Origin of the sequence: Amycolatopsis sp. NPDC051903, from assembly GCF_044452505.1 — a bacterium.
GTDB lineage: Bacteria > Actinomycetota > Actinomycetes > Mycobacteriales > Pseudonocardiaceae > Amycolatopsis.
Genome location: NZ_JBITBT010000014.1, coordinates 188,501 through 201,543 on the forward strand (window position 1 = coordinate 188,501; position 13,043 = coordinate 201,543).

The following is a 13,043-nucleotide window of genomic DNA, read 5'->3' on the forward strand; positions in this document are numbered from 1 at the left end:
GAAACCCGTCCGGCCGTGCTGCGGTCAGCGCTCGAACGAACCGTGGCGGCCCGCGCCGCGGGCGAAGCGGGTGGCGCCGGCCGCCGTGTCGGTGGCGAGGGAGACGCGGCCGTGCGCGAATTCGTTGGCCAGGGCGGGTTCTTCGGTCTCGCCGTGTTGTTCGAGGACGGACGCGCGGTCTTCGCGCAGGCAGGTCTGTGGGAACGCCGCGAGCGACTTCCCGAGTTCCACCGCGGCCTCCAGCGCTTGCCCAGCCGGGACGACGCGGTTGGCCAGGCCCATGCGCAGCGCCTCGTCGGCCTCGACCGGGCGGCCGGTGAGGATCAGGTCCATCGCGTGGCTCTGCCCGATCAGGCGCGGCAGCCGCACGGTGCCGCCGTCGATGAGGGGGACGCCCCAGCGCCGGCAGAACACGCCGAAGACCGCCGTGTCGTCGGCGACGCGCAGGTCGCACCACAGCGCGAGTTCCAGGCCGCCCGCCACGGCGTGGCCGCTGACCGCGGCGATGACCGGTTTGGCCAGGCGCAGGCGCGTGGGCCCCATCGGCCCGTCGCCCGTGGGCTCGACGCGGTTGCCCGCGCCCTCGCTGACGGCCTTGAGATCGGCGCCCGCGCAGAACGTGCCCTCGGCGCCCTGCAGCACGGCGACCGCGGCGTCCTCGTCGGCGTCGAACGCGCGGAACGCGGCGGCCAGCGCCTCGGCCGTCGCGCGGTCCACGGCGTTGCGGCGCTCGGGCCGGTTGATCGTGACGATCGTGACCGTGCCCCGGCGCTCGACCAGGACGGTTTCGCTCATCGGTCTTCCTCCCACAACGGTTCCCGCAGCGCGCGGCGCAGGATCTTGCCGACGGCCGATTTCGGGATCGCGTCGACGACGTGCACGCTCTTGGGCACTTTGTACCCCGCGAGCAGACTCCGCACGTGCGTGCGCAAGTCCTCTTCGGACACCACCGCGCCGGGCCGCAGCGCGACGAACGCCGTCACGGCCTCGACCCAGGTCGCGTCCGGTGCGCCCACCACGGCCGACTCGGCGACCGCCGGGTGCGCCGCCAGCGCGTCTTCGACTTCCCGCGGGTAGACGTTGTAGCCGCCGGTCACGATCATGTCGCTCGCGCGGTCGACCAGGTACAGATAGCCGCGCTCATCGGCGCGGGCCAGGTCGCGCGTGCGGATCCAGCCGTCGACGAGCGTCTCCGCGGTGAGCTCCGGCGCGTCGAGGTAACCGCTCATCGTGAACGGCGCGCGCACGCGGATCTCGCCGATCTCCCCCTGGGGCACGGGGTTTCCGTCCGGATCGGTGAGCACGACCTCCGCGTCGACGGCCGGGTGCCCACACGAACCGAGCAGGTCGCCGGCGTGGTCGTCCTTGCCGAGCACGGTCTGGCACAGCGGCGCCTCGGTCTGCCCGTAGTACTGCACGAACTTCGGGCCGAGCCGCTCCAGCGCTTCGCTCAGCAACGGCCGGGGCATCGGGCTCGCGCCGTAGGCGATGGTGTCCAGAGCGGACAGCTCGGCGGTGTCCAGAGTGGAGCCGGCCAGCAGCAGGCCGAGCATGGTCGGCACGAGGTTGATCTCCGTGATCCGGTGCCGCGTGAGCGAATCCGCGTAGGAGCCGGGGTCGAAGCCGGGCAGGACGACGGCTCGTCCGCCGCGGATCCAGTACGGCAGCACGAACGTGCCGCTCGCGTGGATCAGCGACGCGGCGTGCAGCATCGCCGAATCGCGGCCGGGGGAGAGGAAGTTGGCGAGGATGTTGGCCGTGATGGCGGCGAAGCTCGCCTGCGTGTGCTGCGCGGCCTTGAGCGTGCCGGTGGTGCCCGAGGTGTAGAGCGCGAGCACGACGTCCTCTGGCACCACCGCGATCCGGGGATCCGCCGCCGGAACGCGGTCGAGCTCCGCCACGAGGTCGAGGTCCTGCGCGCGCTGGCGATCGCCGAGGCCGGCCAGCCGCAGCCCGTCGAGCGCCTCGGCCAGCGCCACCGCCCGTTCGGCGAGCGGCGCGCTGTAGACGAGCAGCGTCACGCCGGACTCGGTGAGCATCCGCGACTGCTCGGCGACGGCGAGGCGCGCGTTGAGCGGCACCCGGGTCGCGCCGGCCTTGAGACAGGCGAAGTCCAGCGGGACGGACCATTCGCCGTTGTCGACCAGCAGCCCCACTCGCGTGCCGCGGCCTACACCGGCGGAGAGCAGCGCGTTGGCGAGGCGGCTGGCGCGCTCGTCGACCTCGGCGTAGCTGAACTCCCGGTCGCCGACGACCACGGCCGTGCGGTCCGCGAAGCGCTGGGCACCCCGGCGCACCAACTCCACAGCGAGCATGCCGGGAGAGTTCCACAGTCCGTCTGGACTGTCAACGAGCCGGGTAGACTACGCCGATGCCCGCCACCCGCAGCGAACAACGAGCGCGGACCCGCCAGAACCTCCTGGACGCGACCGTCGGCTGCCTCGTGGAGTTCGGTTACGCGGGCACCACCACGCAGCGCGTGCAGGAGCGGGCCGGGGTGTCGCGCGGTGCGCTGCTGCACCACTTCGGGTCCAAAGAGGACTTGTTCGTCGCCGCGATCCACCACATCGCCGAGCAGCAGCTGGTCCGGGTGCGCGCGGCCGGGGCGGGCGCCGGATCGCAGCGCCACCTCGTGACGGCGCTGCGCGAGGCGATGTCCGGGCCGTTGTTCCTCGCGGGCCTCGAACTGTGGCTGGGCGCGCGCACCGATCCCGCTCTGCGCGCGGCCTTGCTGCCGGCGGAACGCGAGCTGGGCCGCGAACTGCGGGAGACGTTCGAGTCCTTTTCGGACGATCGGATCGGGTATGAATCGCTGCTCGTGCTGCTGCGCGGGCTCGCGCTCACCAGCATCCTGCGCGACGACCCGGCGGTGGCCGGCGCGATCGTGGACCGGTGGTTCGAGCGGATGGCCTGAGGTCAGTGCGTCCGCAGGTGGTCGCGCAGCGTGCGGGCGACGCGGGCCATGAGGATCTCCGCCTCGGGCTGGATCGCCGCCGGGACCCGTGATTCGGTGAGCGCGGCGACGGCGAACACCTGACCGTCGGCGTGCTCGGCGACCCCGACCTCGTGCCGGAGGTTCAGCAGGGTCCCGGTCTTCGACGACCACTTCGTCGCGTCGGACCAGAAGTCGGGTGAAAGCCGTTGCCGCATCAGGTTCTGGGCCATCAGCTCCCGGACGCGCGCGGCCACTGATTCGTCCACCTTGGACGGTCGCCACAACGCCTCGAGCAGGCCGGCGTACGCGCGGGCCGACCCGGAGCTGGCGTGGGTGATGTCCAATTGGGACACCGGGTGCCCGCGGCCGGCGGTGCCGGCGCGGATGGCGAGCGAGTGGGCGAGGTGGATCTCGCCGGGCCCGAAGCGTTCGGCGGGGGTGTCGGCCAGCTCGCCCATCGGGTGGCGGACGGTGACGCCGTCGACGCCCCACTCGCGCAGCATCCGCGTGACCTCGGCCGGCGGCGTGAGCTCGAACAGCGCGTCGGCCGCCGTGCCGTCGCTGATCGCCATGATCAGGTAGAGCAGGTCGTCGATCGCGACGCGCGCGGGGTGGCGGAAGCGGGTCAGACCGGTGGGGCCGGGGGTGGTGACCCGGCCCGGCCGGACGTCGATCGGGGTGGCGCCGTCGAGTTCGCCGAGCCGGACGCGTTCGAGCGTCGCGGCGGCGAGCGGGACCTTGACCAGCGATGCGCTCGGGAACTCCAGGTCGGGGTCGATGCCGAGCTCGCGCCTGGTGCGCAGGTCGCGCACCAGGAACGAGCCGCGCAGCCCGCCGTCGTCGAGTTCGGTGCGCAGCGTGCGCAACAGTGCTTCGGTGCTCACCCGTCCTCCTCGTCGGTCGCGCCGAGGCAGCGGGCGAGGCCGGCCCGCAGCCGTGTGCGCAGGTGCTGGGCGTCTTCGCCGAGCGCGGCCGCGACGTCGAAGCCGCGGGCCAGGTCGAGCTCCCCGATGGGGCGCCAGCCGAGCCCCAGCTCGGCCGCTTGCGCGGCGGAGCACACCAGCACGTCGGCCGAAGAGTAGACGGTGGCCGCGGCGGCCGTGAGCGAATCGGCGACGGCGACCTGCGCGGGCTGCAGGCCGACGGCGTCGCGCACGCGGAACACCCGGTCGCGGATGGCGGGCACGTCGTCCTCGGGCTGGATCCACACGCGACGGCGGTCGGCCTTCGCGCCGCGCCCGGCCCGCAGCGTCTCGAGGTGCACGACGGGCGGGAGCGGCCGGCGTTCCGTGCCCGCGACCCCGAGCGGGACCGTCCACACGGCATCGCCGGTGGGTACGGCGACGACGGCGGCCCGGACCTCGTGCGTGCGCACGAGCTCCGCGCGTTCCCCGGGCGGCGCGGGCCGGAACTCGAGGAAAACGCCGAGCGTGCGGGCCTCGGCGTCGAGCTCGGCCAGGTCACGGGTGGTGCAGGTGTCCGGCACGGCGAGGCGCAGGGGCCGGAGCTTGGCGCGCTTGGCGTCGTGTTCCATCGCGTCGGCCAGGCGCACCAGCCGCCGCGCGGACGGCAGCACGTCGCGGCCGAACGGCGTGAGCTGCGCCCGGCGCGTCGCGCGGTCGAACAGGCGCTCGCCGAGGTGGCGCTCGAGCGCCGCGATCCGGCGGCTCGCCACGGGCTGCGGGATGCCCGCCACCGCGGCCCCCGCGGTGAAGCTCCCGGTCTCGCTCACGCCGACGAACGCGCGGCAGCTGCCGATCAGGTCCACGAGCACACTGTATGCCCGTTCGGCATGGAAGTGCCCACTTCTGTCTTCGACAGCATGAGCCGGTTTCGCGAGACTGCGGATGTCGATCACTTCCGAAGGGGGATCTCGTTGCTTCGCAAGACTGTGCCGCTGGTGGCCCTGGCGCTGCTGGCGGGGTGCGCCGCACCGGCGTCTCCGCAGCTCGCGCCGCCTCCGCCCCCGTCGTCGGCGGCTGTTTCGAGTCACGACTTCGCGGACCTGGAGCGGACGTTCGGCGCCCGCCTCGGCGTCTACGCCCTGGACACCGGTTCGGGCCGCGAGGTCGCTTACCGCGCGGACGAGCGCTTCGCCTACGCCTCGACGCACAAGGTGTTCAGCTCCGCGGCGGTGCTGAAGAAGCTCGGTGTGGGTGGCATCGACCGCGTGGTGAAGTACCCGCAGGCCGACGTCGTCGCCGGCTCGCCGATCACCTCGCAGCACGTCGGGGACGGCATGGCGCTGCGCGCGGTCATGGATGCCGCGCTGCGCTACAGCGACAACACCGGCGCCAACCTGCTCTTCCGCGAACTCGGCGGCCCCGCGGCGCTGGGCTCGTGGCTCCGCTCGATCGGCGACCCGGTCACCCACGTCGACCGCACCGAAACCACCCTCAACGAAACCGCCCCCGGCGACGTGCGCGACACGACCACGCCGCGCACGTGGGCGCGCGACCTGCGCGCGGTGACCCTCGGTTCGGTGCTGCCGCCGGACGCCCGCACCTTCCTCACCGACACCATGCGTGCCAACACCACCGGCGCGGCCACCATCCGCGCCGGCGTCCCCGCGGGCTGGCAGGTCGCCGACAAAACCGGCACCGCCGACCACGGCACCCGCGACGACATCGCCATCACCTGGCCCCCCGGCCGCGCCCCGATCGTCCTCGTGGTGCTCTCCGACCACCCCGCCCCGGACGCCCCCACGGACGACAAGCTGATCGCCCGCGCCACGACCGCCGCGGTGAAGGCCTTGGGATGAAACGGTTTTCCGGGGGAGGAGCTTGGTCTGGCGCGCGGGCGCGCCCGGCCGAACCGGTTCGGCCGGGCGGACTGCTGGGATTCCGCGCGCCGCAGCGGGACCGGCGCTTGTGCTGCGCCGGATCGCCGGGGCGCGGCCTGCGGGCGCACCGCCGGCTGCCTTGGCCCGGCCGCCTGCGTTTTGTCGCGTACTGGTGGGGATTCGCGCTCGGGCTACGCGGGCGTCGTTCGCAGGAACGGGGGTCCTGGCGCGGCCGCGGTGCTCGCCGGCGTTCGCCGCCGGGGGAGCGGGTGCGGCGGCGGGATCGGGGGTACCGGGTGGTGACGCGGCTGCTGGCGTTCGCGCTGTGGCCGGTGGCGGTGGTCGTGCGGCCGGGGCGCGGGCAGCACCTCGCGTGCCAGTGGGCGCTCGCGATCCGGTTCCCCGCAGAGGACCTCACCGGGCTCAGCGCCGGGACGCGGGCCGCGTTCGCTGCCGCGCGCGCGACGGCGCTGTGGCGGGACGGCGTGCTGCTCGGGCTCACCTCCGGGCACCGCGACGCCGGCGAGCAGGAACGGCTCTTCGCCGCCGAGGTCCGGCGCGCGGGCTCGGCCGCCGCGGCGCGGCGCCGGACGTTGCCGCCGGGGGAGTCGTGGCACGTGCGCGGCCGGGCGGTCGACGTGCGCCCGCGCGAGGGGGCGCGGTGGCTGGAGGCCCACGGAGGCCGGCACCGGCTCTACCGCGTCTACGACAACGAGTGGTGGCACTTCGAGCACCACCCCGAAGGCCGCCCGCCGCGGCTGCCGCATCCGGGCAGCTGCCTCGCCGACGCCGAGTCGTGAGCGGATCGGGTGGTACTGGAGATTCGGCGGCTGCGCTCGCCGTGGTTGGGCGGTTGTCTGGCGAGGCTGGATCGTGAGTGGACCGATCCGCACGGGGATTCAGTGGCTGGTTCCTGTGGTTGCTGCGCTTGAGGGGTTGCCTGGGTGCGACGCGGATTCGTGAGCGGGTGGTAGTGGAGATTCGGCGGCTGAGGTCGCCGTGGTTGGGCGGTTGTTTGGCGAGGCTGGATCGTGAGTGGACCGGACTCGCACGCGGATTCAGTGGCTGGTTCCTGTGGTTGCTGTGCTAGAGGGGTTGCCTGGGTGCGACGCGGATTCGTGAGCGGGTGATAGTGGAGATTCGGCGGCTGCGCTCGCCGTGGTTGGGCGGTTGTTTGGCGAGGCTGGATCGTGAGTGGACCGATCCGCACGAGGATTCAGTGGCCGGTGCCTGTGGTTGCTGTGCTAGAGGGGTTGCCTGGGTGCGACGCGGATTCGTGAGCGGATCCCGTGGTACTGGAGATTCGGCGGCTGTGGTCGTCGCGGTTGGGCGGTTGTCTGGCGAGGCTGGATCGTGAGTGGACTGACCCGCACGGGGATTCAGTGGCCGGTGCCTGTGGTTGCTGCGCTTGAAGGGTTGCCTGGGTGCGACGCCGAATTCGTGAGCGGGTGGTAGTGGAGATTCGGCTGTGGTCACCGCGGTTGAGCGGTTGTCTGGCCGACGTCGAGTCGTGAGCGGGCCAGCCCGCACCGGGGTCGCCGGCGACCGGTGCCGTCCGGGTAGTTGCCTGGCCGAAGTCGAACAGGGAGGGGATCAGCTGTGAACCCGCGAGTCAGCCGCCGGGTTTTGCTCGCCGGGGTTGTGGCGCTGCCGTTGGCCGGGTGTGCGAACGAGCCGCCGGTCACGGTGCGGCCGGCGGCGCCGTCGGGCACGACCAGGAGCGCCGCCGCGCCGCCGAGTACGGCGCCGCTCGAAGCTCTCGAGCGCAAGTACGGCGCCCGCCTCGGGGTTCACGCTCTGGAGACCGGCAGCGGCGCCGTGCTGGAGTACCGGGCGGATGAGCGGTTCGCGTTCTGCTCGACGTTCAAGACGTTCGCCGTGGCCGCTGTCGTGCGCGACCGGCCACTGTCCTACTTGGACAGCACGATCACGTACACGAAAGCCGACGTCAATTCCTTCTCGCCCATCACCGAACACCGCACGAGCATGACCGTCCGCGGGCTGTGCGACGCGGCCATCCGCTACAGCGACGGCACCGCGGGCAACCTGCTCATGCGCGAAGCCGGCGGCCCGGCCGGGCTCACCGCCTACCTGCGCACCCTCGGCGACGACGTGAGCCGCATGGACCAGTACGAGCCGGAGCTCAACCGCGCCCGTCCCGGCGATCCGCGCGACACCACGACCCCGCGCGCACTGGCCGCCGATCACCAGCGGGTCGTGCTCGGCGACGCCTTGCCGGCCGATCGCCGCGCGCTCGTCGAGGACTGGCTGAGCCGCAGCACCACCGGCGGGCAGGCCATCACAGCCGGTGTCCCCGCGACCTGGCGGGTGATCGGCAAAACCGGCCACGGCGACTACGGCCGCGTCAACGACGTCGCCGTCCTGCGTCCGCCCGGCGCGGCGCCCCTCGTCCTCGCGGTCCTTTCCGACCGCCAGTCGTACGCCGACGCGCCCCGCTACCCGCTGATCGCCGAGGCGGCGTCGTACGTCGTGTCCGTGCTCCGGCGAGGCTGAGTTCAGCCCCAGCGGGACCGGAACTCGTCGAGCACCCGGCGGTCCCGTTTCGTGGGGCGGCCGGCGCCGCGTTCGCGGTGGGCGACCGGGACCACCGCTTCGGGCGGCGGCTTCGGCGTGTGGTCGATGAGGCACTTGGCGGCCTCCGGCGCGCCGACGCGCTTTTCGATCACCCGCACGACTTCGACGACGCGGGTGTTGGTGCCGATGCGGGCGCGGACGCGGTCGCCGGGGACGACGGTGGTGGCGGGTTTCGCCGGGCGGTCGTTCACGCGCACGTGGCCGCCGCGGCACGCCGCCGCGGCGTCGGAACGCGTTTTCGCCAGCCGCACGGCCCACAGCCAGCGGTCCACCCGGGTCGATTCCACGCCCTCCATCATGGCGCGGATCCACGAAGACCGCCCAGGAGGGTCAGCGGGTGCGGTGGCGCATCGGGCGGGCCGCCGACGTGCCCAGCACCCGCCCGGCGACCCACGCGAGGGCGTCCGCGGTGCGTTCGGGCGTGTCCGACGGCTGCATCACGTGGCTCAGCACGGTGCGCACCACGAGGTCGATCATCACGGCGATCTGCTCGTCGTCCAGCGGCGGCTCGTACGAGCGCACGCGCTCGCCCAGCATCGCCTTCGCCTCGGTGAGCAACGAGCCCGCGCGTGTGGTCAGCAGCGGCAGCAGCTCGGTGTCCGTACCGTGCGTGGCCGACGCGATGGCGCGCAGCAGGATGTTGTCCTCGGCCAGGTCGAGCACGGCGCGGATCGCCTCGTAGATCGCTTCGACGAGGTCGCCGGGGTGCCGGTCGAACGCGGTGCGCACCACGGCGAGGAACCGGCCCAGCTCGTGGGAGATCATCACCTCGGCGAGCGCCGCCTTGGACCCGATCTCGTTGTACACGGTCTGCCGGCTCACGCCCGCGGCCTCGGCCAGCCGCGCCATCGTCACCGCCGCCCAGCCGTCGCGCGCGGTGAGCTCGATGGCCGCGGCGACGATCGGCTGCCGGTGCTGGCCGCCCCCGGGCGGTGCGGCCCGGAGTGCCCCGCTCATGATCGGCATTCTAGGCGGCCCTCCGTGTGGTCCCGGCGAACTCCACCGCCTCGCCCCACGGCGCCGCGACGGCGATCCGCCTGCGGTACTTCATGATCTCCTTCGGCCGGTCGACGGTGAGCGCACCCGTGAGCCGGTCCCCGCGCCGGTACAGCGCGGTCAGCCCGGCCTCGGCCGGCACGGCCACCACGACCTCGTCCGCGCGCGGTGAGCCGACGAACTGGATCCGGTGCCCGTACCAGTCCGACCAGAAGTACGGCACCGACGGAAGGGGACGGGCCGATGCGGGCTCGAGCGCGTGGCGCGCCGCTGCCGCTCCCTGCTCGGCGGCGTTCGTCCAGTGCTCGGCCCGCATCGGCCCGTCGTCGAAGAGCGGGTTGACGACGTGCGCCACGTCGCCCGCCGCGTACACCCCGGGCGGTCCGGCGGCGAGCGTCGCGTCGCACACCACGCCGCCGTCGCGCTCGTGCAGGCGCACGCCGCTGTCCCGCAGCCAGCCCGTGGCCGGCGCCGCACCGATGCCCGCCACGACGAGGTCGGCCGGCAGCACCTCGCCCGCCACCACGACCCCGCTCACCGTCCCACCGCGCGTCTCGAACCCGGTCACCGTGGCGCCGAGCCGCAGTTCCGTGCCCGCCTCCCGGTGCAGACCGGCGAGCGCCGCCCCGGCCGAAGCGCCCACGGACCGCGCGAGCGGCACGTCCAGCGCCTCGACGATCGTCACGGGCAGCCCGCGCTTGCGCGTCGCCGACGCGACCTCCGCCCCGATGAACCCGGCCCCGATCACCACGGCCCGCGCGCCCCGGTCGAGCGCGGCCCGCACGGCCATCGCGTCCTCGGCCGTGCGCAGCGTGTGCACGCCGGGCACGGGGCCGGGGAACGGCCGAGCCGTCGCGCCGGTCGCGATGACCAGTCCGTCGTAGGGGACCGGCCGGTCGTCGAGCAGCACTTCCCGCGCGCCGGTGTCCAGCCCGCGCGCCGGCGTCCCGAGCCGCAGCTCGACACCGAGTTCGTCCCGCAGCGACGCCTCGCTGCGGAACGGCTCGACCCGGGCGGGCCCCGCCACGTCGAGGAACGCCTTCGACAGCGGCGGGCGGTCGTAGGGCAGGTGTTCTTCCGCGCCGATCAGCACGATCCGGCCGCGGTACCCGGTCCGCCGCGCCGATTCGACCGCGCGCAGGCCTGCGAGCGACGCGCCGGCCACCACCAGCGTCATCGTCAGTCCCGCACCTTCAGCGCCAGCACCGGGCACGCGTCGGCCGCGGCCGTGAGGCCGGCCCGGTGCTCCTCGCCCGGCGACTCGTCGAGCACCACGACGGTGCCGTCGTCGCCCACCTCGAAGAAGTCCGGAGCCATCGCCTCGCACATGCCGAGCCCGTCGCACAACGCCCGATCCGCTTCGATCCGCATCACGCGCCGACCTTTCCGGGAGCCACGAAGTCGACCTTCTCGCGCACACCGCAGTCCGGGCAGCACCACGAATCCGGGATCGCCGACCACGGCGTGCCCGCCGGGAATCCCTCGCGCGGGTCGCCGCGCTGCTCGTCGTAGACGTAGCCGCACCCCGGGCACCTGCCGCCTTCGCGGGCATCGCCGTGCGGGTCGGCGACGACCTCGTGGGTGGCGGTGACGCGGGTTCCGGACCGCGCCAGGACCTTCGCGCGCTTGCGCGGCTGGAGGTTGGCGCGCGAGAGGTCGCCGTCGAAGTGGGCCAGCACGCGCGGATCCATCACGCGCCGCCACACCGGAGGAATCAGCGCGAGCACGATCATCCCGGCGTACCCGGTGGGCAGCACCGGCGATTCGGCGAAGTCGCGCAGCGTCTGGTAGCGCCGCGTCGGGTTGGCGTGGTGGTCGCTGTGGCGCTGCAGGTGGTACAGCAGCACGTTGGTGGCGATGTTGTTGGAGTTCCAGCTGTGGCTCGGGTCCACGCGCTCGTAGCGGCGCCGCTCGGGCGGCCCGACCCGCTGCCGCAGCATCCCGTAGTGCTCCAGGTAGTTCACGATCTCCAGCAGCGAGAAGCCGACCACGGCCTGGATCAGCAGGTACGGCAGGATGCCGACGCCCAGCCACGCCAGCATCGCGGCCCACAGCACCGCGGACATCAGCCAGGCGTTGAGCACGTCGTTGCCGAGGCGGAAGGGGTGCTTGCCGCGGCGGGCGTAGCGCTTGCGCTCCAGCCGCCACGCCGAGGCCAGCGAACCGCCGACCGTGCGCGGCCAGAACCGGTAGAAGCTCTCGCCGACGCGGCTGGACGCGGGGTCCTCCGGCGTCGCGACGCGCACGTGGTGGCCGCGGTTGTGCTCGATGTAGAAGTGGCCGTAGAAGCTCTGCGCCAGCGCGATCTTCGACAGCCAGCGCTCGTGGCTCTCCTTCTTGTGGCCCAGTTCGTGGGCGGTGTTGATGCCGATGCCGCCGATGCACCCGATCGACACGGCAAGCCCGATCTTGTCCGCGACGCTCAGCTCGCCCCGGCTGATCAGCCAGCACGCGGCGAGGAAGCCGACGTACTGGATCGGCAGGAACAGGTAGGTGATCCAGCGGTAGTAGCGGTCGTTCTCGAGCCGTTCGAGGACGTCGTCGGGCGGGTTGCTGCGATCGAGCCCGGCGACCAGGTCGATCAGCGGCACGACCACGAGGATCACGATCGGCCCGAGCCAGAACCACACACCCCAGCCCGTGGCGGCGTGCAGGCCGATCGCCAGGAACGCGAGCGAGGGCACCACGAGCCCGATCAGCCACAGGTACCGCTTGCGATCCGTCCACGACTCGGTCGACCCGGCGGGCACGGTGCCGGCGACTTGGCTCATCTCGTCCTCCTCCGTCAACGACGCTGTCGGCGTGATTGACAAAACGGTAAGCGATGTACATCGAACTTGACAAGAGGTAACCGAATGTAAAGTCACCCGGCCGGGTCCGGTCCACTGTGGAGGGTTGCCGGCCGGCGTACCGTCGGGTGATGGACGAGTGGTCGGCCGGAGCCGCCTACGAGCGGTACGTCGGCCGGTGGAGCCGGCGGGTCGCGGCCGCGTTCGTGGACTCGACGGTGGTGCCGCCGGGCGCGCGCTGGCTCGACGTCGGGTGCGGCACCGGCGCGCTGACCGCGGCGGTGCTGGCCGTGGACGAACCCGCCGCGGTCGTGGGCGTCGACGCGGCGGCCCCGTTCGTCGCGTACGCCCGCCGGCGCGTGGCCGACCCGCGGGCGACGTTCGCGGTCGCCGACGCGCGGGCGCTGCCGGTGGCCGACCGCCGGTTCGACGCCGTCGTGAGCGGGCTGGCGCTCAACTTCGTGCCGGAGCCCGCGCGGGCCGTGGCCGAGTGGCGGCGCGCGGCGAAGCCGGGGGCGGTGGTGGCCGCGTACGTGTGGGACTACGCCGACGGCATGGAGCTGATGCGCTGGTTCTGGGACGCCGCCGCGGTGCTCGACCCGGCGGTGGCCGAACTCGACGAAGGTCGCCGCTTCCCGCTCTGCCGTCCCGATCCGCTGAGTCACTTGTGGACGGACGCCGGGCTGACGGGGGTGGTGGTGCGGGCGATCCAGGTGCCCACGGCGTTCGCCGGTTTCGACGACTACTGGTCCCCGTTCCTCGGCGGGCAAGGTCCCGCGCCCGGCTACGCCGCCCGCCTGCCGGAAGACCACCTGCGCGCGCTGCGCGACCTGCTGCACGCGCGGCTGCCGATCGCGGCCGACGGCTCGATCACCCTGACGGCCCGGGCGTGGGCGGTGCGGGGCAGCGTCGCCCGCCGCTGACCGGTTTTTCCGCCGGTTCCGCC

The 13,043-nt window shown here is 73.3% G+C and carries 14 protein-coding genes; 5 read left to right on the top strand and 9 right to left on the bottom strand.

Annotated elements, in window-relative coordinates:
* Positions 1–24 precede the first annotated feature (24 nt).
* Together ACIA77_RS27510 and ACIA77_RS27515 are read right to left on the bottom strand one after the other, a co-directional pair.
* Positions 25–795: a crotonase/enoyl-CoA hydratase family protein gene (locus ACIA77_RS27510; protein ID WP_395888870.1), complete on the bottom strand. Its 771-nt coding sequence runs from the start codon at positions 793–795 to the stop codon at positions 25–27.
* Complete coding sequence (locus ACIA77_RS27515) at positions 792–2,315, bottom strand: AMP-binding protein (protein WP_395888871.1); 1,524 nt, start codon at positions 2,313–2,315, stop codon at positions 792–794. Before ACIA77_RS27515 ends, ACIA77_RS27510 begins: the two co-directional genes overlap by 4 nt.
* A gap of 56 nt (positions 2,316–2,371) precedes the next feature.
* Here ACIA77_RS27515 and ACIA77_RS27520 point away from each other — a divergent pair, with 56 nt between their 5' ends.
* Entirely contained in the window at positions 2,372–2,914 is a 543-nt protein-coding gene (locus ACIA77_RS27520) for a TetR/AcrR family transcriptional regulator (protein ID WP_395888872.1), read from the top strand.
* Positions 2,915–2,916: 2 nt separating this feature from the next.
* On the opposite strand, the gene ACIA77_RS27525 is transcribed toward ACIA77_RS27520, so the two are convergent.
* Positions 2,917–3,819: a serine hydrolase gene (locus tag ACIA77_RS27525; RefSeq protein ID WP_395888873.1), complete on the bottom strand. Its 903-nt coding sequence runs from the start codon at positions 3,817–3,819 to the stop codon at positions 2,917–2,919.
* Complete coding sequence (locus ACIA77_RS27530; protein WP_395888874.1) at positions 3,816–4,709, bottom strand: LysR family transcriptional regulator; 894 nt, start codon at positions 4,707–4,709, stop codon at positions 3,816–3,818. The genes ACIA77_RS27525 and ACIA77_RS27530 overlap by 4 nt, the downstream gene beginning before the upstream one ends.
* A gap of 48 nt (positions 4,710–4,757) precedes the next feature.
* On the opposite strand from ACIA77_RS27530, the gene bla (ACIA77_RS27535) reads away from it, so the two are divergent.
* The 3 genes from bla (ACIA77_RS27535) to bla (ACIA77_RS27545) all read left to right on the top strand — a co-directional run bounded on the left by bla (ACIA77_RS27535) (position 4,758) and on the right by bla (ACIA77_RS27545) (position 8,231).
* Positions 4,758–5,696, top strand: coding sequence for a class A beta-lactamase (gene bla / locus ACIA77_RS27535; RefSeq protein WP_395888875.1), 939 nt, complete (start codon positions 4,758–4,760; stop codon positions 5,694–5,696).
* A 317-nt stretch (positions 5,697–6,013) separates the two neighbouring features.
* On the top strand, positions 6,014–6,517 hold the full coding sequence (locus tag ACIA77_RS27540) for a D-alanyl-D-alanine carboxypeptidase family protein (protein WP_395888900.1): 504 nt from the start codon (positions 6,014–6,016) through the stop codon (positions 6,515–6,517).
* Between the two features lie 799 nt (positions 6,518–7,316).
* Positions 7,317–8,231 (top strand): class A beta-lactamase, encoded by a 915-nt coding sequence (gene bla / locus ACIA77_RS27545; protein ID WP_395888876.1) that lies wholly within the window; start codon positions 7,317–7,319, stop codon positions 8,229–8,231.
* Positions 8,232–8,233: 2 nt separating this feature from the next.
* Here bla (ACIA77_RS27545) and ACIA77_RS27550 read toward each other — a convergent pair whose 3' ends face one another.
* From ACIA77_RS27550 to ACIA77_RS27570, 5 genes are read right to left on the bottom strand one after another with little or no spacing between them, the layout of a single operon-like run.
* Positions 8,234–8,599, bottom strand: a complete 366-nt coding sequence (locus tag ACIA77_RS27550; RefSeq protein ID WP_395888877.1) for an RNA-binding S4 domain-containing protein — start codon at positions 8,597–8,599, stop codon at positions 8,234–8,236.
* Positions 8,600–8,642: 43 nt separating this feature from the next.
* Positions 8,643–9,278 (bottom strand): TetR family transcriptional regulator, encoded by a 636-nt coding sequence (locus tag ACIA77_RS27555; protein ID WP_395888878.1) that lies wholly within the window; start codon positions 9,276–9,278, stop codon positions 8,643–8,645.
* A 1-nt stretch (position 9,279) separates the two neighbouring features.
* A complete protein-coding gene (locus ACIA77_RS27560) occupies positions 9,280–10,485 on the bottom strand; it encodes an NAD(P)/FAD-dependent oxidoreductase (protein ID WP_395888879.1) in 1,206 nt (401 codons plus the stop codon).
* Between the two features lie 2 nt (positions 10,486–10,487).
* The gene (locus tag ACIA77_RS27565) at positions 10,488–10,679 is read right to left on the bottom strand and encodes a ferredoxin (protein WP_395888880.1); all 192 of its coding nucleotides are present in this window, start codon (positions 10,677–10,679) and stop codon (positions 10,488–10,490) included.
* Positions 10,679–12,079: a fatty acid desaturase gene (locus ACIA77_RS27570; protein ID WP_395888881.1), complete on the bottom strand. Its 1,401-nt coding sequence runs from the start codon at positions 12,077–12,079 to the stop codon at positions 10,679–10,681. Before ACIA77_RS27570 ends, ACIA77_RS27565 begins: the two co-directional genes overlap by 1 nt.
* A 149-nt stretch (positions 12,080–12,228) precedes the next feature.
* Here ACIA77_RS27570 and ACIA77_RS27575 point away from each other — a divergent pair, with 149 nt between their 5' ends.
* A complete protein-coding gene (locus ACIA77_RS27575) occupies positions 12,229–13,020 on the top strand; it encodes a class I SAM-dependent methyltransferase (protein ID WP_395888882.1) in 792 nt (263 codons plus the stop codon).
* Positions 13,021–13,043: the final 23 nt, after the last annotated feature.